Source organism: Sphingobacterium sp. HSC-15S19, from assembly GCF_050433745.1.
Classification (GTDB): Bacteria; Bacteroidota; Bacteroidia; order Sphingobacteriales; family Sphingobacteriaceae; genus Sphingobacterium; species Sphingobacterium siyangense.
Map to the genome: position 1 here is coordinate 17,380 of NZ_JBNPWQ010000039.1, position 21,875 is coordinate 39,254.

The following is a 21,875-nucleotide window of genomic DNA, read 5'->3' on the forward strand; positions in this document are numbered from 1 at the left end:
ACAATTACGAATGGCAGAAGAATTATCGGAATACAGCAAAAGCCAACTGGCTTTACGTAATGGTCAGGACAAACCACAGATCTGGGTTGCCTATCGCGGATTTATCTATGATGTCGGAGAAAGTAGACTGTGGAAAAACGGAATGCATTACGAACATTGGGCCGGACAAGATCTAACTGAGGAGCTCCAAGAAGCCCCTCATTCAGCATCTGTATTTTCAAAATTTCAGATCGTTGGAAAACTGAAAGATCCATGATTATAAATTAAACTGAGATAGGGCAACAAAAGCATTCAAGCGCTTTTGTATGTCCTCTTCGGTCAGATCAACCAAGCGATCTGTACCAAATTTCTCTACACAGAATGAAGCTAGCGCAGAACCAAAAATCAACGCATTTTTCATGTTTGTAAAGTTTATACTTTTTACTTTGGCAAGATAGCCAATAAAACCTCCTGCAAAGGAATCCCCCGCGCCAGTTGGATCAAACACATCTGCTAATGGTAGCGCTGGCGCAGAAAAAATCTGATTCTCTCCAAAAAGAAGCGCACCGTGTTCACCTTTTTTGATAATTAAATATTTAGGCCCCATTGCTAAAATGGCTTTTGCAGCCTTAACCAGAGAATACTCTCCTGACAGCTGTCTCGCCTCTGAATCATTTATGGCTAACACATCAACCTTTAGAAGAACCTTTCTTAGGTCATCCATGGCAACATTCATCCAGTAGTTCATCGTATCCAGAACAACCAGCTTAGGTTTGTGCACCAAGCGCTCCAACGTTGTTAATTGTATTTGAGGTGTAAGATTACCCAGGAGAAGATACTCACAATCCTGGTAACTTTCAGGAATAATTGGATCAAAATCAGCCAATACATTTAAGTCTGTCGCCAGGGTATCACGGCTATTCATATCGTTATGATATCTGCCTGACCAAGAAAAAGTTTGCCCACCAGTAATCACCTGGACACCCGTAACATCTATACCACGGTTCCTGATAAGATCGAGATTGTCATTTCCAAAATCCTCCCCAACAACACTGACCAATTTGATTTGATCACATAGATATGATGCCGCCAGACTAGCAAATGTACCGGCACCACCCAGAATTTTGTCAGTTTTACCGAACGGTGTTTCTATTGTATCGAAAGCCACCGTACCAATAATTACTAAACTCATAGTTTTTTAATAAGCATGGTAAACAAAAAAACCGGCGTAAAGCCGGTTTCAATATTGCTCCTGAAGCTGGGCTCGAACCAGCGACCCTCTGATTAACAGTCAGATGCTCTAACCTGCTGAGCTATTCAGGAATTTATTTTTCGAGAAATTCCTTTCTCATAGAGTGTACAAAAGTAGTACATTTTAATTTTATTTGCAAATAAAATATTTGCATTGTTGCTCCTGAAGCTGGGCTCGAACCAGCGACCCTCTGATTAACAGTCAGATGCTCTAACCGGCTGAGCTATTCAGGAATGAAAAATTGAATATTTTAAAAACCCCGGTTATGTAAGTTATTAAATTGCTCCTGAAGCTGGGCTCGAACCAGCGACCCTCTGATTAACAGTCAGATGCTCTAACCTGCTGAGCTATTCAGGAGTGTTTTTCAATTTTTCCGGAGACCCTATCGCGTTTCCGTGATGCAAGTATCGGAAGATTATTAGAATACTACAAATTTTTTGAGCACATTTTTTACAACTTCCTAAATTCCAATTAGAATAATTTATTTTTATTTTTCATACTGCTCCATAAAATCCCCTTTTCAGCACTTAAACCAACATTATCCTTCTTTTACGTTCAATAGCTATTAGCTGATCAATGGGCAATATTGTAAATTCAGTACGATTATAGTAGCACACCTTTCAAAATAAGCGTCGCTACACTAAAATAAATCAGCAAACCTGTTACATCGACTAATGTCGACACAAAAGGCGCTGAAGAACTCGCAGGGTCGGCTCCAAGCCGTTTCATCACAAAAGGCAACATAGACCCCGTCAACGACCCCCAGAGGACAACACCGACCAAGGACAAAGAAATAACCAATGCAACCAACACCCAATACTCACCATAGCTATGCGCAAAAGACTGCCATGCCATAATCCTTATAAAACCCAGCGCCCCCAAAATAAGTCCCAGCAGTAAACCCGACAGAATCTCTCTTCGCATCACACGCCACCAATCCCCTAAGGTAACTTCCCCCAAGGCCATCGCCTGAATAATCAATGTTGATGCTTGCGAACCGCTGTTCCCACCACTGGAAATAATAACGGGCATCAGCGCAAACAACATAATCGCACTTGCCATTTGCTCCTCGAAGTGCTCAATAACTGTCGCGGTCAAAAGTTGCCCCAAAAAAAGCACAATGAGCCAACCAGCTCTTTTCTTGACCAAGTTCTTAATCGACACATCCAGATAAGGCTCATCCAAAGCCTCCGTTCCCCCGATACGCTGCATATCTTCCGTGTACTCCTCGTTTGCTACCCAAAGAATATCATCGACAGTCACTATCCCCAACATAACCCCCTGTTCGTCGACAACAGGCAAGGCCACTCGATTATTCATCCGGAAGATGTTGATTGCTTCCTCCTGGGGATCGTAAGCATTCAGCGAAATGAGACGATGATCGATCAGTTCGCCAACGACTCTATCTGGCTCCGCCATCAGCACATCTTTAATCCGAATATCATCAACCAGCTTCCCATTTCCATCAATCACATAGAGTACATCTATTGTCTCCGAATCTCTTCCATAACGCCTAATATGTCCCAATATTCGTTCAATACTCCAATGCTCTTTTACGGTAATATAATCGGGGGTCATTAGACGCCCAACGCTGTCTTCTGGATAGCCCAACAACGCCAATGCTTCAACACGATCTTTGGGTGGTAATAGTAAAATTAAATGCTTAATATCGTCCTTCATTTCTGAAAAAAAAGAAGTCCGATCGTCGGGCGGTAACTCGTTAATTAGTGCGCTAATTTTCGCTTTAGAAAGCTTCTTAAAAATCCTGTTTTGAGTAGGGAAATCCAGAATACGAAAAACGTTAACTGCGCGATTCAAATTTAATGATTCAATAAATAGTGAACCATGTTCGGGCAACTCATCAATCAGCTCCTCTACTTCTGAAATATTTAATTCATTCAAAAATTCTTCCAGCCCAACAAGGTCTCCACTTGCTATCAATTGCTCTATTTGATTCACCTGCATTTCCAGTTCTTCCATATCTCCTATCAATTTAAAAATCCTACATCTACACAAAATTTATATGTTACAAAAATCGCTTTTTTAAAGTAAATTCTGCATAAAAAAATAAATAATAAAAACCTGCTGTCTGTCGCAGTAATTGGGATAAATACGCCGCACAATGTTTAATGCTCAAATCAAAAACAAGACAATTTGTCACCAACAAAAATTAAGGAGAAAACCGTTCTCGCCAATAACTTGAACAGGTCTAGACAAAAGAAAGACGACGAAATTTATCGTCTAATCACCGATCCATTTTTTTATCGAATAAAATAAATCAGGCGACACCCAACTCACCAACAGTCCCCTAAAAGCAACAACCCATAGTCGTCAGATTTTTATGCAAAAAAAAGCAAACAAATTTTCCAGACACAGTCTTAGAATCGCCAATTATTTAAGTATATTCGTCGTATGCTTTAACCTGTTCAATATAGTGCATTTTTTCAGAACAACCCATTATTATCAGGTTATTTTAAAGAAAAAACAAGATAAAAAAGTAAAACACAAAAAAACATAAAAACCTACTATTCAAAGAAAAAACAATTTAAACCAGAACTTAAAGTTCATATAAATAGGAATAATAAAACTAAAAAAAATAGCAAACATACGATATACAGAAATTAATGAGACATAAAAACATAATTATCAACATATTATCATTATTGTCATTAATAATATATTCACAAAAAAGTTCCGCTCAATTTTTTGAAGACAGCCAAGCCCCTTTAAGCCAAAAATGGCATAAGATCGAAACGAAGAATTTTCAACTTATTTTCCCCGAAGAAATGAAGAGCAAGGCCCCTACCCTAGCTGACCAGGTTAACCGATCGCTGCGTACAACTTCTAGAAATTACAAAATAACACCACGGAAAATTCCATTCATTATCCATAACACGAATCTACAAACGAATGGTTTTGTACAGTTGTCTCCACGTAAATCTGAACTGTACAGCACCGCCGGAGCAGAGCCAGACAATCAGACCTGGCTACCCAATTTGATCCTGCATGAGTCAAGGCACGTAAGTCAATTTGACAAATTGACAGGCAAACTACGCGCCCCATTTTTTGAACAATTAGCCCTAGCCTACTATGGACTGACCGTCCCTTCTTGGTATTTCGAAGGGGATGCAACGCTAACTGAAACGATATATTCGGAAGGAGGAAGAGGAAGATTACCCGCTTTTGAAATGCCAATCAAAGCAAACTTTCAATCGAATCACAACTATAGTTTTAATAAATATTTACTGGGATCCTATAAAGATATTGTTCCGAGTTACTATACAATCGGCTATCTGATGACCTCCACTTTAAAATCAGAATTATCCTCGAATTATGAAGCCGACCTCTTTTCAGAGCTTAACAAAAAACCGCTATACCCCTATAATATCAATCGCGTTTTAAAGAAAAAAATAGGTGGAAACAGCGCCTATTTATACAACAAAACAATAGCAAATTTAGATGCCATATGGAATAAAAAAACAAGCGATTATCAATACCAGAAGTACACAGAAATAAACAAAAAAAACAACAATTATTACAACAGTAATTTATTGCCGAAACACAAGAATGGTCTGATCTATTTTATTAAACAGAATCCACAAAAGACCAATGCAATTTACACCTACGATACGGCAACAAACACAGAAAATAGGCTCGTCAAAACCGGCATACAGTTGACGCCACATTTTGACGTAAACAGCAATTACATCGTATGGGATGAGCTTCATAAAGATCCGCGTTTCAACAAGAGAACATACAGCGTCATCAATATCATGAATCTCAAAACAGGGAAAATTAACCAGCTCAGCAAACAGACGAGATATTATTCACCTATTTTTAGCCCACTAGACGAAACCATCGCATGTGTTGAGGTAGATTTATCCAACGACAGCTATCTGACGCTTATAAGCCTTAAAAACAACAATGTCATCAAACGGATTAAAATAGGCAACGCTGAACAGCTCCAGCATCCGGCTTTCAACCCCAAAGGCGATAAAATAATAGCAATACGATTATCCGAATCCGGAACCGCACTGTGTGAAATCGATCTGAAAAATGACAAAATCACCAACCTAACACCTTGGGACAACCAGCAATATGAAAGACCGCAATACCTTTCGGGTATGAAAATCATCACAAAAGCTAACTTCAACGGTATCGATAATATTTACAGCATCGACCTCCTATCTGGAAAGAAACAGCTTTTGACAAAGGCACAATTTGGCGCGTTCAACCCTTTTTACGATAACGATACAAGGCAATTATTCTTCAACGACTATCAGTACAACGGCTACAAGATCGCCCAGACATCCATCGATACCGCATTTGATATCGACCCAGAAACGGATTACTTTTCGCATTATTACGCCACCGCATTGACCAGAGACAGCGTAAAAAATATCGCTGCAGTCTCCGTAGATACTAGTCAGCACTACCAAATTGTACCCTATCGTGGACTGGGCAGAACGTTCAATTTTCATAGTCTTTCGCTAAGTAGCAGCAATTTTGAAAGCTTCGACAATTTTAAACCCGGAGTCTTCTGGTTATCAAACAACATCTTAAACACCACACAAATTGCTCTGGGGTATGAATATGACACCGACATTCGAAAAGGAGTATACTCGGCAGAACTTACCTACAACAAGTACTTTCCAAAATTCTCGCTACGCTATGAAAACAGAGGGCAAATTGCAGCAGCAAGCATCCCTAACAAACCTGACAGTAGCATCCGTTTCGATTGGCGCGAGCATTATATATCTTCACAGATCTCCATCCCACTCTCCTTTTACAAAAGAGACTACGTCTACTCCACTGGATTCAACCTGGCGACAGCCTATCTACGGCGCTATGACCTTAACCGCACAGACGTCAAGAACTTTAATTATGAGACTGCATTTCCCTTGACCTATCAGCTTTACCTCAATCGAAATGCTCGAATGGCCAATATGGACCTCTACCCAAGATGGGGACAAAATTTTAGTGTCACCTACCGACATACGCCTTTTGAAAACAATGCAAAAGGTGAAATTTTATCAGCAAGAACAGTATTCTATCTACCTGGATTTATGAGCAATAACGGTTTTCAAATTAGATTGAGCGCCCAAACAGGATCAGGAATTTATCAATACATCAACGATATCCCTCTTGTGAGTGGATTTAGCTACTACAAATATGAAAAAATAAAAAACACGGTGTTGGTCAACTATCGTTTCCCTATAGCTTATCCCGACCTCGGATTAGGATCTTTAGCCTATATTAAACGTGTAAAAGGAGGAATATTTGCCGATTATCAAAATATACACAAACACAGGGAGATCTCACCAAAAAGCTTTGGAGCCTATCTGTCGCTTGATTTCAATGCTTTCAGATACCCACTTCCAGATTTCGAATTTGTCGTTAAGGGTACCTATATCAATGATAACACGACAACACAACGTGTAGTTCCAACTTTCAGTTTAAACTACACCTATTAAGGATAAACTGCTTAAGGATGAATCGCCCAGTTAAAATTCAGTGCCAAGGCATAATGATCCGATAAGGGCAATCCTTTGACATTGGTGAATAGATTATTCTCTATTTTATAATCCCGGGCAGCAAGACTGAGGTGACTACTGCTCCGATAGAGGATCTTATCGATAGATTCGCTCTGATTGCTGATAGACAACATATGTGGCGGCTTAAACTCATGTCGCACCTCAGGCACTAAGCCTCCATTTTCGAGCTCAACCCAGCTATCAACCAATGTTGTGGAATCCATAAAATCATGCAGGTTATCATCACAAAAACTATAATGTGCATTAAAATCACCCATTACAATAAGTGGCTTACCACTCGAATGCTCTCCAATATAATCACGTAGCTGATTGAGATTATCCCGGCGTGCACTTGAAGCTTTCCTGCTATTTTGTGCATTTGCATGAACATTATAAACATCCAACCAGACTTCAGGAACGATTTCTATCTGAACTAAGGTGAAGCCCTTTGGTGTCAGAAAATCGGCTCCTGTACGTTTTTTCCAGGGCACACGGACAACATCGGTCATCGGAAAATGAGACAGGGTATTGAGACCATCACCAAAGGGAACACGTCCCTTGGTTCTTGTGCGATATGGATGTGAATTACCGCCCCAATATAGACTTCTATTATAATTGAAATCCTCCTGTACATTAACAATGTCAAAAGGATTGATCTTCTTTCCAATTTCAGCAATACTTCTGCTTCTTCCTGTAATCGCAGAGGAAATAATCCCGGGCAACCCCGCTACATTATACGTCAGTACCGAAAAAAAACCAGAACTATCTTTTTCTTTACTCTTATTAGCATCCATCAATATCTGCATATATAACCATGTCATGATAAATTTAGCAAATACAATAAAAACTCACCAGTGCTACACAAACATTTAACAGATAATTGATTTAATCTGACATTACATCCATAGTTTCGTACAAAACATCGATCTTTTTTTAATAAAAAAGGGACAACCTATGTTGTCCCTTTCTAAAGATTTGATTTATATTAATCTTCAAGTGCCTTCACCCCTGGAAGAACTTTTCCTTCCATGTATTCCAAAAGCGCACCACCACCTGTACTGACGTAACTTACATCTTCAGTCATACCAAATTTACTTACCGCAGCAGCAGAATCACCACCTCCTATTAAAGAGAATGCCCCATTCTTCGTTGCTTCCACAACAGCATCAGCTACAGCTTTGGTACCCTTTGCAAAGGTATCAAATTCAAAAACACCCATTGGACCGTTCCAAAGAACTGTTTTAGAATTTTTGATGATCGCTGCGAAATTTGCTGCAGACTCCTGACCAATATCCAGACCTTGCAAATCTGCAGGAATTTGATCATTTGGTCCATCATATACATTGGCATCGTTGGAAAATGCATCTGCAATCTGAGCATCCGTAGGAATAACCAAGTTTACACCTTTTTCCTTCGCTTTTTTCACCAACTCATTCGCTAAATCAAGTTTATCGATTTCAACCAATGATTGACCAATTTCACCCCCTCTAGCTTTGATGAACGTATAAGCCATACCTCCACCAATTAAAAGGTTGTCAACTTTATCCAATAAGGCCTCAATTAACTGAATTTTATCAGAAACTTTTGCTCCACCCATGATAGCCGTAAATGGTCTAACCGGATTGTTTAATACTTTTTCTGCATTTCCGACTTCTGCAGCCATCAAGTAACCGCTATACTTAGCTCCTGGAAAAAATTGCGCAACAATTGCTGTCGAAGCATGAGCTCTGTGGGCTGTACCGAAAGCATCGTTCACATAGATATCACCTAATTTTGACAACTTCTCAGCAAATTCAACATCTCCTTTTTCTTCTTCTTTATAGAAGCGAAGGTTTTCTAGCAATAAAACCTGACCAGCTTGTAAAGCTGCCGCTTTTTCTACGGCCTCTGTACCGATACAATCATTGGCAAACTGAACATCAGTACCTAAAACCTGTGAAAGATGAGCAACAATATGTTTTAATGAATACTTATCAGTAGGACCATCTTTTGGCCTTCCTAAATGGGACATCAATATCACGCTTCCACCATCGTTCAAGATCTTCTTTATTGTTGGAGCCGCTCCCTGGATACGATTATCATCCGTAATATTGAAATTTTCATCCAAAGGCACGTTGAAATCCACACGTACCAAGGCTTTTTTACCTGCAAAATTTAAATCGTCTACTGTTTTCATTCTGTAACTTTATTGATTTGGGATTAGATCGTTTTGTCAAACGAACAGCTAAATATAAAAAAAAGCATTTGCTTTCATTAGAAATAATTATTTATTCATGGCAATCCGTACATTGGATCGAACTTCTCCGCACGCAACGTAAGAATTACCGGCATCGTTATAAATTATAATCACCTACAACAATACCACGATTGGACTTCCTTTACGAATCAATTACTAGTGAATCTCAACGCTATAAGGCATTCTCGCCTGCACCCCCGTCTGTGCTGTAGCTTTTCTCACGACATCAAAATAACGATAATATTCGCCCATTTGCTCTTTTGCAATCCAAACTTGGACTTTTTCTTTTGAATTATTTAATATCGAGGTAAAAGGATCTTCTTTCTCCGGATATTGGGACACTTTATATTTATTCAGATTGGCCTTTTTTGCGGCAGCCTGAATAGCGGCATCCAAGTTTCCGAGACGGTCAACCAATTTATTATTCACACCTTGCGCACCGGTCCAAACTCTTCCCTGCCCAATACTATCTACATCAGCAATGGATAATTTACGGCCGTCTGCAACAACTTTAGTAAATGTACCATATACTTTATCCACTTCCCGCTGGATGATATCCCTTTCTTCTGCTGTCAACGGCCGATCGAAAGAAGTCATCAAATCAGCAAACTTACCCGTCTTTACACCATCATAATGCACTCCAATTTTATTGTTCATCAGATTTTGGAAATTAGGAATCACACCAAATACACCAATAGATCCTGTAATTGTAGTTGGTTCAGCAAATATCGAATCTGCTGCCGCCGAGATATAATACCCACCTGATGCAGCTAAATCTCCCATCGACACAATTACGGGCTTCACTTTCTTGGTCAAAATAACCTCCCGCCAAATAATATCGGACGCTAAAGCAGATCCGCCTGGTGAATTCACACGCAAAACAACAGCTTTAACAGCATCATCTTCTCTTAATTTTCGTAGTTCGCGGGAGAATTTATCACCACCGATTTGGCCTGGTCCTGTTCCTTCACCATCAACAATTTCTCCGGCAGCATAAAGAACCGCGACTTCAGATCCGCTCGCATCATCTTTTAACTTTTTATTATAATCCAACAGGGAAACAAACGATATCTCATCCTTTTCCGAAATTTTCAAACGTTTTCTCAAATCCGATAAAAGTTCGTCTTTATACAACTTGGCATCTGCAAGCTTATATTTTACCGCGTCGTCCGCATCCCGGACACGATAGTCATTCGCAATAGCCCGTAATGAATCGGCAGCAATATTTCTGCTCGCTGCTATTTCATTAATAAAGGTACTGTATATACTTCCCAAATATGATGTTACCTGCAAGCGATTGGGATCACTCATTTTATTTAAAAAGAAAGGCTCAACAGCACTTTTAAATGTACCTACCTTCACAATTTGCATCTCCACCCCAACCTTGTCCAAAAGGTCTTTATAGAACATCGTAGAACTTGCCAAACCTTTAAAATCAATCGTCCCTTGCGGATTAACGTACACCTTATCGGCGGTGCTCGCTACATAATAGGCCTTTTGGTCATACCCCGCATTATAAGCAACAACAAATTTCCCGGTTTTCTTAAAAGCCAAAAGTTCGTCTCTCACTTCCTTTAAACTTGCAAAGCCAACTCCGATATGACTAGCATCTAAATAGATCCCTTTAATATTCCCATCCGTCGCCGCATACTTGATCCTCGCCAAAATATCGTCTAGACCAATATTTTTAGTGGAATAACCTGGAAGATTGAGACTACCCAAAGGATTCGCTTCGCTTCTCTCTGAAATATCATAATCAAAGGATAGGTATAAAACCGAGTTGCTTTTAACAACAATCTCCTGATCCGAGGATGCCGAGCTGATGATGGCCCCAATAATCCCCATCAAAACAATAAACAACACAACAAAAGAGATCACAATCCCCGTAATTGTTGCCAGTACGTACTTAAAAAATGATTTCATATTTTGTAATTAAATCCGATCCATAATCGATCTTCCTGTGAAAAGACTTATTTTCACTAAAGGTAATGCAATATTTTTTATTCACCCAGTCTTTTATTTCATCTACCCCACATTTTATTCGCGAAATTAAGGCTCATAGCCTGAAAGAAATTTACATATCCATAGACCATTAATACACTAAATCCAAAAAATAGCCGAAATTCAAACAACTAAGTTTCACAAAATCTTAATTTAGCATCATGAATCAGATTTATATACTATTGGGCACTAACCTTGGGGATCGTTTTCAACAGCTTGATCTAGCGAGAAAACAACTTGAAACACATGTTGGAGCAATTATTGAAGCTTCTTCGATCTATGAAACAGCGGCCTGGGGAGTTGAAGACCAACCGCCCTTTTTAAATCAGGTCGTTTTAGTGGCATCCCGGTTACAGCCCTTAGCATGCTTAAACCTGACACAACACATCGAACAGGAATTAGGACGTATCCGTATAAAAAAATGGGGTGAAAGAGTCATTGATATTGATATACTCTACTTTAACCAGGAAATTATCGATCTGCCATCGTTGCAGATTCCACACCCTTTTATTGCTGATCGCAGGTTTACACTGGAGCCTTTAGTGGAAATAGCACCAGCCTATATCCATCCCGTTTACAAAAAAAATAACGTATATTTATTGAATAAATGCAAAGACGACTTACCCGTAAAGAAAATTAGCGACGATGAACCATATCGACATTGAACTGATCCGCCAAAACATGTTTGACAACCACGAATTAATCAAACAATTTGTATCCATGTATCTTATCCAAACACCTGTGGATCTCGACAAGCTTCGACAAGCGGTAGCTGAAGGTGATCTTCAAAAGATTGGTGATACAGCCCATCATATCAAACCGACAATGGACTATATCGGTGCCTTTCACTTAAAAGAAAAATTTGAGGAATTAGAGACCAATGCAAAAAATGAAGCATCTCTCGAGGGCCTTCAGGCCACCTTCGATATTATAGATATCGAAATGAAAGAGCTCCTGTTTGAATTGGAACAATATGAAAAAACGATCTAAACCAGATCGTTTTTTTTATTAAAATGCAATGCCGATAATAGGAAATATAAAACTAAAATAATCGGTAAAGCCATAAATTGACCAACAACAAACAAGATCAACGTCAAGATCAAAAATATAAAGCGAAACTTATTCGTTTTCCAGTCCATCGAACTAAATTTCATCGAAAACAACCTAATTTCACTCACCAATAGATAACTGGTTAGAAGAATACTAACGATTAATACAATCGGATTTAAAACCAATTGCGGGTACTTGTCTGCAATATAAGGCAGTGAAAGTACATAAAATGTATTCATTGGCGTATTCAAGCCAATGAAATCAGAAGTTTGACGCTCATCCAGGTTGAACTTTGCTAAACGTAAGGCCGAGAAAACAGTAATGATAAACCCTAGATAAGGCAACAGAGAGCCATCAGGAAACACCTTTGTCAATAAAGTAAACATAATTGTCCCGGGTAAAAAACCGAAACTGACCATATCGGCCAACGAATCAAGCTCTTTTCCGATTGGTGATTTAACATGAAGAAGCCGCGCCACCATTCCGTCAAAAAAATCGAATATCCCGGACGCAAAGACACAAATAGTAACCACTTGAATATTGCCTTGCAATGCCATCAATACAGCGATACAGCCACTAAATAAATTTAGGCAAGTCAGTAGATTTGGGATATGTTTTTTCATTTACAGGATCTATTTTATAAAAAAAGCCATCATTCGATTAAAAATGATGGCTAAAATATCAAAATTTGATGGGATTACCCATTCATACTGATCAAAAATTCTTCATTTGATTTAGTTCCACGCAATTGACCTTGTAAAAATTCCATGGCCTCTGTAGAATTCATATCAGATAAGTGATTACGAAGTACCCAAATACGTTGTAATGTTTCTTTGTCAGTCAATAGATCATCGCGACGTGTACTGGAAGCTGTGATATCGATCGCAGGGAAGATACGTTTGTTCGCCAACTTACGATCCAACTGTAATTCCATATTACCTGTACCTTTGAATTCTTCAAAGATAACTTCATCCATTTTAGAACCTGTATCTGTTAATGCTGTTGCTAAAATTGTCAATGAACCACCGTTTTCGATATTCCGGGCAGCACCAAAGAAACGTTTTGGCTTATGTAAAGCGTTAGCGTCCACACCACCTGACAAAATTTTACCAGACGCAGGCGCAACTGTGTTATATGCACGAGCCAATCTTGTGATTGAGTCTAACAAAATAACGACATCATGTCCACACTCTACCATACGTTTCGCTTTCTCAAGCACGATATTAGCGATTTTCACGTGGCGGTCAGCCGGCTCATCAAATGTTGAAGAAACAACTTCAGCGCGCACACTTCTCGCCATATCAGTAACCTCCTCAGGACGCTCATCAATTAATAAGATAATCAAATAAACTTCTGGGTGATTCTTTGCAATAGCATTTGCAACCTCTTTCAACAAGTTTGTTTTACCCGTTTTCGGTTGAGCAACGATTAACCCACGTTGACCTTTACCTATTGGCGTGAATAAATCCATGATACGTGTCGAATAGTTTCCAACACCCATATCCAAATTTAAACGCTCATCAGGGAATAATGGTGTCAAATAATCAAATGGCACACGATCCCGTACCTCAGCAGGATTTTGCCCATTGATAGCTTCAACCCTTACCAAAGGAAAGTATTTTTCACCCTCTTTAGGAGGACGAATACTACCACGTACCGTATCTCCCGTTTTCAAACCAAATAATTTGATCTGAGATTGTGATACATAAATATCATCAGGAGAAGTCAAATAGTTGTAATCTGATGAACGTAAGAAGCCATAACCATCAGGCATAATCTCCAATACACCCTCATTAACGATCACATTATCGAAATCTGTACTTGAAGAAGTGTTTTCTGCTTTAGGAGTTTGTGTTGCTTTTTCAGGTTGGGGACCTTTATCTGCTGATGGTGCGTCTTCGGTTGCAACCGGGGTTTCGTCATGCTCAGAAACTTCACGTTTTCTTACCGTGACAGGTTCCGCAGTCTTTACGGTCCGCACACGTTTACGTGTACGTTCAGCATGTTCCTGGTTATCTTCCTCTACTTTAGCTGCTTTTTCAGCTGGCGCTGGAGCTGCTTCCTCTTCCCCACCAGTATTGCTAATTCTTTCGATTAATTCTTGTTTACGCAATTTATCAGCATCTGCGATACCGATCAACTTAGCAATCTCGCGCAATTCCGATACGAGTTTAGCGTTTAATTCGTTAATATCCATTAATGTGTTGTGTATGATTTTTGGATTTTTTTTGAGCTTTTTTCTGAATTCTGATTACACACTTAAACAAGTTTCCATGATTAAATGTGATGAAGAACTTAATGATTTCTTTTAAACCCGAAGTGGATTAAATATTGAGAACCTAGACAAAGAAAAAAACAAATTTTGTTATTTCAAAATATTTCAATAAAAATATTTACTATTGTAGCTAGTAAAACGATTTAACAACATTTTTAGATTGAATTTTATATTTTTTTTCATAAGTTCGTACCTTTCAAAATTTAAGTTTTTAGATCCCTTATATGGAACAGCAACAAACTAAAACCAATTACCCCGCACTCTACACATTGATTATTGTGTTTTTCTTTTGGGGGTTCATTGCGGCAGGGAACAGTGTTTTTATACCGTTCTGCAAAAATTACTTTCATTTAGACCAGTTTCAATCCCAGTTAATAGACTTTGCTTTTTATACAGCCTATTATATTGGTGCATTGTTACTATTTATCTTCAGTTCAATCGGAGGAAAGGACCTGGTTGGAAAATGGGGATATAAAAAGAGTATCGTTTACGGTTTACTTTTCTCGGCCTTGGGTGCAGCAGCCATGATTGTTGCTGTCGAAGTAAACTTGTATGTTGGTATGTTGTTGGGACTATTCGTTGTAGCCCTTGGTTTTTCATTACAACAGACTGCAGCAAATCCATTTGCCGTTTTATTGGGCGATCCAAAAACAGGTGCTTCCCGTGTTAACCTAGGTGGTGGTATCAACTCATTTGGTACAACAATAGGACCTCTTGTTATCGGATTTTCCTTATTCGGAACTTTTGAGCCTATTTCTGACTCCGAGATCGCCAACCTTCCTCTAAACAAGGTGGTTTATCTTTACATAGGTGTTGGTCTATTGTTCCTACTTGCTGCAGCATTATTTAATTTCAGTAAAAAAGTCCCTGCCGGCATTAGTGATGAACCAATGGAAAAGGCTAATAAAGCTTTACGTACATTGATCATTATGACCGTACTACTTTTTGGTATGTTCACACCGGTTTTTCTAAGCTATAAGAGCGATTTAGCCTTGCAGGTAGAGCAGTTACATAGGCAGGTTTCAAGTTTAACAGATCAGGTTCAGATTGACCAACTCAAATTGCACATTAAAGAAGTTGCCAAACCACTCGAAATGCAACGTATGCTATGGTTGGCCGGAGCATTGGTCGTTGTGATCGGCGGTTTATTGTTCTCCAATAAGAATGCACAAAAAAATCCAGAAGGCTGGGGTGCGATGAAATATCCACAATTGGCTTTGGGTATGCTCGCCCTATTTATCTATGTCGGTATCGAAGTTGCTATCGGTAGTAACCTCGGGGAATTATTGACATTGAAGGAATTTGGTCATTTGCAATCATCGCAAATTACACCTTATGTATCTATGTATTGGGGGAGTATGATGATTGGTCGTTGGGCCGGTGCAATTACAGCCTTTAACTTGAGTAAATCGGCTAAAAATGGATTATTAATTATCGTTCCTCTGATTGCATTCTCCATTATCATCGGAGTAAATACGCTTGCAGGATTTGAAATGTCGCATCTCTATTATTACGTAGTATGTATTCTTCTTCAAATTGTAGCATTCTATCTAAGTAAAGAAAAACCTGCTCGTACATTGATTATTTTCGGATTATTTGGAATCATAGCGATGTTAATTGGCCTATTCTCATCGGGTACTATTGCAATCTACGCTTTCTTATCAGGCGGTCTTGCATGTTCAATTATGTGGTCCTCGATTTTCAGTTTATCGATTGTAGGTTTAGGTAAATATACCGCTCAAGGTTCGGCATTTCTTGTCATGATGATTCTTGGTGGTGGAGTTCTTCCTCCGATTCAAGGAAAATTAGCGGATATTATCGGCATCCATAACTCGTATATTCTACCGTTAATCGGATTTTGTTATGTTGTTTTCTTTGCGATATTTGTTAAGGGAATATTAACAAAACAAGGAATCAATATTGACGAAATAGAGGCTGAAGGGGGCCATTAATACCCCTCACTAATTGTAAATAGTACACTATTTAAACAATTTTATTACACAGCTCAAAAACTGGCTTAACAATATCGTTAAGCCAGTTTTTTTATATAGTCACCAAAGTACAAAAATTTATTTTTTGAAAAATACGTGGATAAATTATGATATTTAAAATTAAAAAATGTATTTTCGGGGAATTGATTAATGAATTGATTACTCATTTTATAACGATAAACACAATTAAAACTACTCAATAATGATAATCATTGCTGACGGGGGATCAACAAAAACAAACTGGTGTTTGTTAGACGATTCGAATAAAAAAATCTACTTCAACACAGAAGGATATAACCCTTATTTTGTTGATAGTGAATACATTGTAAACTCCCTAAAAAAAGGACTACCGCAAGATTTACCTTTTGAAAAAATCTCAGAAGTAAACTATTATGGTGCAGGTGTTCATAACAAGGAAAAAGCACAAATTGTAGTTGATGCCTTAAAACAAGTATTTACTACAGCTGAAGTTGAAGTAGGACACGATCTTCTTGCAGCAGCAAGAGCATTATTAGGAACTCAAGCCGGGTTTGCTGCAATCTTAGGAACAGGAACAAACTCTTGTCTCTATGACGGCAAAGAAATCACATTAAACATCGACTCAGGTGCTTACATTTTAGGTGATGAAGGTTCTGGTAGTTATATTGGTAAAAAATTATTGGCAGACTATGTTCGTAATTTGATGCCTAAAGATGTTAAAGAAGTATTCTATAACACGTATAAAATGACAAAAGACGAAATTATGGACGCGGTTTATACCAAACCTATGCCAAATCGTTTTTGTGCTAGCTTTAGCAAATTTGTTTATGACAACAACGTAAATATCGAATATACACGTAATATCGTTGATGAAGCTTTTGAAGCATTTTTCAGAAATCTTGTTAGCAAATACCCTAATTATCAAAGCTATACTTTCAACTGTATCGGTTCGGTAGGTTATAATTTCAGAAATGTTTTGGCTGAAAAAGCTGAGCAATATGGAATGAAAGTAGGCAAGATCTTACGTTCTCCTATCGACGATTTAGTACAATTCCACATCGATAGAGCGGCAGCAACTGCCAAATAAAAAAGAAAAATAATCTTTAACATAATGAAAGGTATTCAATAAAATTGGATACCTTTTTCTGTTGCTCTTCCCCCACTCTCTTGACTTTATGGTCTTCTCCTCCATGAAAATCCCCCGCTAATATTAATTTCCAATAAACTAATTCATACCGTTTTACAAGACATTTTAATGATTTAATAACAGGAATTTCATCGGTACAAAATAAAAGTATCCTTTTTTTGTAAAAGAAGATAACAGATTTATTGAATGAAAAATCGTGGCATGCAATAATACAAAAAACGGTAAAATAGACCGCTCATGATCGATTCATTTCAGGCAAATCCGTCAAAGGTGAACTATAGTCCTCAACAGCGGGGCAAACAACAAAATCAACAAAGGTTGAGACATCTTTGTAGACATAGATGAATAAACAAATTTATTGCAAATGAAAAGAAGCCTTGATATACTTGTAATCTCAGATTTACACCTAGGTACCTACGGTAGTAGAGCTAAAGAGCTTTTACTTTACCTAGAGTCCGTATCTCCCAAAATACTGATACTCAATGGAGACATCGTAGACATTTGGCAATTTAAAAAAAGTTATTTCCCACAGGAACATCTCAAAGTCATCAAAAAAATCATTGACATGAGCTCTTCGGGCACAGAAGTGCATTACATCACGGGCAACCACGATGAAATGCTGCGCAAATTTACCGATCTAAAATTAGGTAATATCAAGCTGAGCAATAAACTACTTCTCTCACTCAATAATCAAAAAGTATGGATCTTTCATGGGGACGTTTTCGACGCATCCATTCATCATTCTAAATGGTTGGCCAAGCTGGGTGGATGGGGCTATGACAAACTTATACAGCTCAATAATATCATTAATTACTGCCTAGATAAAATGGGTAAGGAGAAATATTCTCTTTCTAAAAAGATCAAAAACTCGGTTAAAAAGGCCGTCACGTATATATCGGATTTTGAACATACAGCTACTGAACTAGCGATTGAAAAAAATTACGATTTCGTTATCTGTGGACACATCCATCAACCTCAAATCAAAGAAGTTATAACACGAAAAGGAACCTGCACCTATATGAACTCAGGGGACTGGATTGAAAATCTCAGTAGTTTAGAATATAAAAATGGGGAATGGAAGCTGTTCTATTTTGAAGAAAACAAAGAACAAATCCTGAAGAATAAAATCATCGATATCCCTCTTTTCAGCCTGGAAGATCTTAAAAAGATTGTCATATCTTAATGAACACAACGCAGATCTGCATAAAATCAAGAAAACAATACAACAAAAAGCCGAGCTAGCTCGGCTTTTTGTTGTATTGTTTATAACTCAAATGTTGAACCGATTTCCGGCAATGACAATGAAATATCCTCATTTTGGAATTTATCCAAAGCTTGTTGTCTATCGATCGTTATTGGCGGAAATGAATCGTAATGAATACCAACTACCCGAGCACAATTCACAAATTCAGCGGCTTTAATTGCATCATCCACATCCATTGTATAATGCCCACCAATAGGCAAAAATGCCCAATCCAGCTTCATGTCTGCCAGCAATTTCATTTCCATGGTTAATGCCGTATCTCCAGCAAAATAAATTCGCTTGCCTTTTACATTAAAGACAAAACCTACAGGAAACCCACCGTATTGACCATCAGGTGTACTATTGGTATGTGCGGCATATACCATCTTTACCGAACCAAAAGGTAGTTGAACCGTTCCGCCCAAGTTAAACTCGATAACTTTATCATCAGGTACTCCCTGTCTTCTCACCCAGCCTGCCGTTTCAACAATCGCTAAAACAGTGGCACCGCTGTTTTTTTGAATCGTCGCCATATCTGCCACATGGTCCTGATGTCCATGACTTAAGAAGATATAATCCGGTTTAATTGTATTTACATCGATTTCTTTTGCAAGTGGATTATACGTAACAAATGGATCTAAAAGAACCTTCGTTCCGTCAAAATCAAACTCCACACATGATTGTCCGTAATAAGTTGCTTTCATGATAATATCGCTATTGATTAAATAATCCGCTTAGTCCTCCTAGTCCACCCAACATATCCTTGCTTGCTGCCTGCATTTCAGCCTGGCTGATATTCTCAGCTTGAGCAATTGCCTTATTCAGAGCAACCACAAGCAACTCCTCCAATTCTTCCTTATCTGCGTTTGATAAAAATACAGGATCGATGGTAACCTCTTTTATCTCTTTGTTTGCTGTCGCTACCACACGGATTAAACCACCTTCCACTTCACCAGACACAGAAATTGAATCCAATCTTTTCTTGATTTCCTCCGCCTTTTGCTGGGCTTGAAATAATTTGTCAAACATATTTATATCATTTATTTCAGGCCAATTTACAAAAATCTGCGCATACCTACTATTGCTAATTTACTTTCGCCAATGCCTCCTTTTTTTCTGAAAGTGACTGGTCTTATTGACCAGAAAGAACCTTCAGTTCGCTTTCATTGCGCTTGGTGTCTTCGAAGTCATGAAGGTTTTGTATTTTTGCACCATGCAAAGCAATCAAGAAAAACTAGTCGCCCATATTTTGGACCAGTTGGACCTAAATCCGGCAGCTATTCCAGCTGAAACCTACGACACATTGATTTCAGATCGTCCTCAACTTGTCGACATCGATGATATGATCTCCTATATCAAACGTATCGGGACTGATCTCGATGCCATCGATAAAACAGTTGAACTGGTTGAAAAAATTGAAGACGAAACAAGTATTCTAATCCATAAGCTTAAGTTTATTTCGGCCACTGACAGGCCCAAAGTACTGGTGCTGGACCAAATACAGCCCCTTGAAATAAACCGTTCCGCCTATCTGCAGGAAGCCATAAAAATTGCAGGTGGTATTCCAGTTACGACAGAACATGATGCCGATAAAATCATCGTCATCGGCAATGGGGAACAGACATTTATCCAAATTCCACAATTGTTGAATACGGCAGCTATCGCTTCATCCAAAGCTATCGAGCTTGATCAGGTCTTTATTATGACCAGTGAACAATTTGCACAAATTCCCGGATACAATTATTTGAGCGAACTCGAATCCTTAGCCGAAATTCTTCAACCAAAGTATTTCGTTTATGGTCATGAAGGGAACGATTGGCTACAATTTCAACTAAGCTAAAGAACCAAAATATTGGCATAAAAAAACAGCTCCGGTAGAACGAGAGCTGTTTTTTATGTTTTATAATTTTAGTTATATCTTCTGCGCAGGACATTGTATAATTTTTCAACGGTATGCGGCTTATCTGCCCATTTATTTTTAATAGCATAATTTGTCTGCAAAAATGCATCCGCTTCCGCATAGCTTGTAAATCTATTCAATAATTCGACAGCCTCACTATACGCTAAACTATACCCATTAAACAAATCCTTAATAAATAAGAGCTTATCATTTAAGCTTATTCCTGCTTTAATATCTGTGAGTTTATCGCTATGTCCAGATTGATTTACCTGATAAACACGGTTCTGCACGCCAGCTTGCTTCTGTTGAGAGATAATTTCATTTAAGGTCAATGGTCTCGCGGGAGCTTCTTCAATGACCGTATTGATTTCTTCCTGAATAAACACTTCTTGCGGCTGCTCAATTACGACTTCTTTTGGTTCTTCGATGACTTCTGTAACGAAGACAGTAGGTTCTTCAACTTGCGCTGTAACTTCCTTTTCTGCCTGATAAGCTAATTCCTCCACTGGAGCAGCCTCAAAAACCGGTGGCGTTGCAACAACTGGCGGCGCGACAGGTTCAGCAATTGCAGGGCTAGGCTCTCCCGATTGTATCGGTTCACTTTCAGAAACAAATGAGGTTTCTGGCTCTTCCAATTTTACAGGTTCACGTTCAGAAATAAATGGGACTTCGTTTTCCCCCACACTGGTTTCTTCATTTGCTACAATGGCTTCTTCATTTCCACGGTTGAAATCTTCAACTGGTTGAGCTTCTTGAATCTCGCTTTCAGTCGGTTCAGCAACAACTTGCTGCGCTGAAGTTCTAAGGGTGGAAGGCGGTGTAAAATAGTCGTTGAAAGCAATCTTCTTACTGTCTAAGGCAGCAGTACTTAACGTATGCTGTGATTGAGTTCCCTGAAGAACGGCCTTGGTCTTAAGTAAAGTTATGTAGGCAGCCACAGCCTGTGCCTTCGCTTCCAGTGTTACTAATTCGTTAATTTCGGACAAGCTGCCCTGTTCCGACAAGGTCAGATACTGCCCATTTAAATCCTGTAATAAATCGCCTATCGTATTAAAAATTTCCTCTTTAGTACCCATAATTCTATTTGAAATCACCAATTAATTATTTATACACTTATACCTGCAACCGATCAAAAAGTGGAAAACCCAATCCTTTGATTTAGAAATATTTGGATTTACGCCCAATTTTTGCTACCCAAATTTAATATTTAATTCTGATATTAGCGGTGTCAAAAACAGAATATAATGGGAGGTCATTTTACAAAAATCACCTTATTTGCGGACCTTCC

At 38.6% G+C, this 21,875-nt stretch carries 18 protein-coding genes and 3 tRNA genes; 8 read left to right on the plus strand and 13 right to left on the minus strand.

The genetic code is table 11. From position 1 onward, the window contains the following. Nucleotides 1–10 precede the first annotated feature (10 nt). Complete coding sequence (locus tag L1283_RS23910; RefSeq protein ID WP_341832665.1) at nucleotides 11–256, plus strand: cytochrome b5 domain-containing protein; 246 nt, start codon at nucleotides 11–13, stop codon at nucleotides 254–256. Here the strand turns inward: L1283_RS23910 and L1283_RS23915 are convergent, their stop codons facing one another. The 5 genes from L1283_RS23915 to mgtE all read right to left on the minus strand — a co-directional run bounded on the left by L1283_RS23915 (nucleotide 257) and on the right by mgtE (nucleotide 3,211). Continuing rightward, nucleotides 257–1,171, minus strand: coding sequence for a PfkB family carbohydrate kinase (locus L1283_RS23915; protein WP_286850783.1), 915 nt, complete (start codon nucleotides 1,169–1,171; stop codon nucleotides 257–259). 57 nt (nucleotides 1,172–1,228) lie between these two features. After that, a tRNA-Asn gene (locus L1283_RS23920) sits at nucleotides 1,229–1,302 on the minus strand. Nucleotides 1,303–1,390: 88 nt separating this feature from the next. Further along, nucleotides 1,391–1,464 (minus strand) — tRNA-Asn (locus tag L1283_RS23925). A 50-nt stretch (nucleotides 1,465–1,514) separates the two neighbouring features. Continuing rightward, nucleotides 1,515–1,588: transfer RNA gene (locus L1283_RS23930), tRNA-Asn, on the minus strand. Between the two features lie 246 nt (nucleotides 1,589–1,834). Continuing rightward, nucleotides 1,835–3,211: a magnesium transporter gene (mgtE, locus tag L1283_RS23935; RefSeq protein ID WP_075991745.1), complete on the minus strand. Its 1,377-nt coding sequence runs from the start codon at nucleotides 3,209–3,211 to the stop codon at nucleotides 1,835–1,837. A gap of 806 nt (nucleotides 3,212–4,017) precedes the next feature. Between mgtE and L1283_RS23940 the strand changes: the two genes are divergently transcribed. Continuing rightward, nucleotides 4,018–6,705 (plus strand): hypothetical protein, encoded by a 2,688-nt coding sequence (locus L1283_RS23940; protein ID WP_429626499.1) that lies wholly within the window; start codon nucleotides 4,018–4,020, stop codon nucleotides 6,703–6,705. An 11-nt stretch (nucleotides 6,706–6,716) separates the two neighbouring features. Here the strand turns inward: L1283_RS23940 and L1283_RS23945 are convergent, their stop codons facing one another. From L1283_RS23945 to sppA, 3 genes are all read right to left on the minus strand, one after another. Beyond that, nucleotides 6,717–7,586, minus strand: coding sequence for an endonuclease/exonuclease/phosphatase family protein (locus L1283_RS23945; protein ID WP_286771222.1), 870 nt, complete (start codon nucleotides 7,584–7,586; stop codon nucleotides 6,717–6,719). Between the two features lie 164 nt (nucleotides 7,587–7,750). After that, nucleotides 7,751–8,941, minus strand: coding sequence for a phosphoglycerate kinase (locus L1283_RS23950; RefSeq protein WP_070570453.1), 1,191 nt, complete (start codon nucleotides 8,939–8,941; stop codon nucleotides 7,751–7,753). A gap of 216 nt (nucleotides 8,942–9,157) precedes the next feature. After that, nucleotides 9,158–10,924, minus strand: coding sequence for a signal peptide peptidase SppA (sppA, locus tag L1283_RS23955; protein WP_070570450.1), 1,767 nt, complete (start codon nucleotides 10,922–10,924; stop codon nucleotides 9,158–9,160). A 239-nt stretch (nucleotides 10,925–11,163) separates the two neighbouring features. Between sppA and folK the strand changes: the two genes are divergently transcribed. Then, entirely contained in the window at nucleotides 11,164–11,667 is a 504-nt protein-coding gene (folK, locus tag L1283_RS23960; RefSeq protein ID WP_429626501.1) for a 2-amino-4-hydroxy-6-hydroxymethyldihydropteridine diphosphokinase, read from the plus strand. Then, entirely contained in the window at nucleotides 11,648–11,992 is a 345-nt protein-coding gene (locus L1283_RS23965) for an Hpt domain-containing protein (protein ID WP_341832671.1), read from the plus strand. Before folK ends, L1283_RS23965 begins: the two co-directional genes overlap by 20 nt. Here the strand turns inward: L1283_RS23965 and pssA are convergent. Together pssA and rho are read right to left on the minus strand one after the other, a co-directional pair. Beyond that, complete coding sequence (gene pssA, locus L1283_RS23970; protein WP_341832672.1) at nucleotides 11,989–12,675, minus strand: CDP-diacylglycerol--serine O-phosphatidyltransferase; 687 nt, start codon at nucleotides 12,673–12,675, stop codon at nucleotides 11,989–11,991. The two genes, L1283_RS23965 and pssA, sit on opposite strands and share 4 nt — an antisense overlap. Before the next feature lie 74 nt (nucleotides 12,676–12,749). After that, a complete protein-coding gene (gene rho / locus L1283_RS23975; RefSeq protein ID WP_429626503.1) occupies nucleotides 12,750–14,249 on the minus strand; it encodes a transcription termination factor Rho in 1,500 nt (499 codons plus the stop codon). A gap of 302 nt (nucleotides 14,250–14,551) precedes the next feature. Here rho and L1283_RS23980 point away from each other — a divergent pair, with 302 nt between their 5' ends. The 3 genes from L1283_RS23980 to L1283_RS23990 all read left to right on the plus strand — a co-directional run bounded on the left by L1283_RS23980 (nucleotide 14,552) and on the right by L1283_RS23990 (nucleotide 18,627). Further along, on the plus strand, nucleotides 14,552–16,279 hold the full coding sequence (locus tag L1283_RS23980; RefSeq protein WP_429626505.1) for an MFS transporter: 1,728 nt from the start codon (nucleotides 14,552–14,554) through the stop codon (nucleotides 16,277–16,279). Nucleotides 16,280–16,520: 241 nt separating this feature from the next. Then, nucleotides 16,521–17,384, plus strand: a complete 864-nt coding sequence (locus L1283_RS23985) for an N-acetylglucosamine kinase (protein ID WP_046671899.1) — start codon at nucleotides 16,521–16,523, stop codon at nucleotides 17,382–17,384. Nucleotides 17,385–17,808: 424 nt separating this feature from the next. Continuing rightward, on the plus strand, nucleotides 17,809–18,627 hold the full coding sequence (locus tag L1283_RS23990) for a UDP-2,3-diacylglucosamine diphosphatase (RefSeq protein ID WP_248933298.1): 819 nt from the start codon (nucleotides 17,809–17,811) through the stop codon (nucleotides 18,625–18,627). Between the two features lie 80 nt (nucleotides 18,628–18,707). On the opposite strand, the gene L1283_RS23995 is transcribed toward L1283_RS23990, so the two are convergent. Together L1283_RS23995 and L1283_RS24000 are read right to left on the minus strand one after the other, a co-directional pair. Continuing rightward, a complete protein-coding gene (locus L1283_RS23995; protein WP_429626506.1) occupies nucleotides 18,708–19,391 on the minus strand; it encodes a metal-dependent hydrolase in 684 nt (227 codons plus the stop codon). A gap of 10 nt (nucleotides 19,392–19,401) precedes the next feature. After that, nucleotides 19,402–19,716: a YbaB/EbfC family nucleoid-associated protein gene (locus L1283_RS24000; protein ID WP_075991737.1), complete on the minus strand. Its 315-nt coding sequence runs from the start codon at nucleotides 19,714–19,716 to the stop codon at nucleotides 19,402–19,404. A gap of 184 nt (nucleotides 19,717–19,900) precedes the next feature. On the opposite strand from L1283_RS24000, the gene L1283_RS24005 reads away from it, so the two are divergent. Further along, nucleotides 19,901–20,527 carry a hypothetical protein gene (locus L1283_RS24005; RefSeq protein WP_075991736.1) on the plus strand — a complete coding sequence of 209 codons (627 nt, stop codon included), beginning with the start codon at nucleotides 19,901–19,903 and terminating at the stop codon, nucleotides 20,525–20,527. 68 nt (nucleotides 20,528–20,595) lie between these two features. Here L1283_RS24005 and L1283_RS24010 read toward each other — a convergent pair whose 3' ends face one another. Next, on the minus strand, nucleotides 20,596–21,663 hold the full coding sequence (locus L1283_RS24010; RefSeq protein WP_312352669.1) for a hypothetical protein: 1,068 nt from the start codon (nucleotides 21,661–21,663) through the stop codon (nucleotides 20,596–20,598). Nucleotides 21,664–21,875 lie beyond the last annotated feature (212 nt).

Coding starts and splice junctions, on each gene's coding strand:
- pssA (WP_341832672.1), bottom strand. CDS start 12,675: ATGAAAAAACATATCCCAAATCTACTGACTTGCCTAAATTTATTTAGT.
- L1283_RS23990 (WP_248933298.1), top strand. CDS start 17,809: ATGAAAAGAAGCCTTGATATACTTGTAATCTCAGATTTACACCTAGGT.
- L1283_RS23910 (WP_341832665.1), top strand. CDS start 11: ATGGCAGAAGAATTATCGGAATACAGCAAAAGCCAACTGGCTTTACGT.
- L1283_RS24005 (WP_075991736.1), top strand. CDS start 19,901: ATGCAAAGCAATCAAGAAAAACTAGTCGCCCATATTTTGGACCAGTTG.
- sppA (WP_070570450.1), bottom strand. CDS start 10,924: ATGAAATCATTTTTTAAGTACGTACTGGCAACAATTACGGGGATTGTG.
- mgtE (WP_075991745.1), bottom strand. CDS start 3,211: ATGGAAGAACTGGAAATGCAGGTGAATCAAATAGAGCAATTGATAGCA.
- L1283_RS23950 (WP_070570453.1), bottom strand. CDS start 8,941: ATGAAAACAGTAGACGATTTAAATTTTGCAGGTAAAAAAGCCTTGGTA.
- L1283_RS23940 (WP_429626499.1), top strand. CDS start 4,018: ATGAAGAGCAAGGCCCCTACCCTAGCTGACCAGGTTAACCGATCGCTG.
- L1283_RS23980 (WP_429626505.1), top strand. CDS start 14,552: ATGGAACAGCAACAAACTAAAACCAATTACCCCGCACTCTACACATTG.
- L1283_RS24000 (WP_075991737.1), bottom strand. CDS start 19,716: ATGTTTGACAAATTATTTCAAGCCCAGCAAAAGGCGGAGGAAATCAAG.
- L1283_RS23985 (WP_046671899.1), top strand. CDS start 16,521: ATGATAATCATTGCTGACGGGGGATCAACAAAAACAAACTGGTGTTTG.
- rho (WP_429626503.1), bottom strand. CDS start 14,249: ATGGATATTAACGAATTAAACGCTAAACTCGTATCGGAATTGCGCGAG.
- L1283_RS23915 (WP_286850783.1), bottom strand. CDS start 1,171: ATGAGTTTAGTAATTATTGGTACGGTGGCTTTCGATACAATAGAAACA.
- L1283_RS24010 (WP_312352669.1), bottom strand. CDS start 21,663: ATGGGTACTAAAGAGGAAATTTTTAATACGATAGGCGATTTATTACAG.
- folK (WP_429626501.1), top strand. CDS start 11,164: ATGAATCAGATTTATATACTATTGGGCACTAACCTTGGGGATCGTTTT.
- L1283_RS23995 (WP_429626506.1), bottom strand. CDS start 19,391: ATGAAAGCAACTTATTACGGACAATCATGTGTGGAGTTTGATTTTGAC.
- L1283_RS23945 (WP_286771222.1), bottom strand. CDS start 7,586: ATGACATGGTTATATATGCAGATATTGATGGATGCTAATAAGAGTAAA.
- L1283_RS23965 (WP_341832671.1), top strand. CDS start 11,648: ATGAACCATATCGACATTGAACTGATCCGCCAAAACATGTTTGACAAC.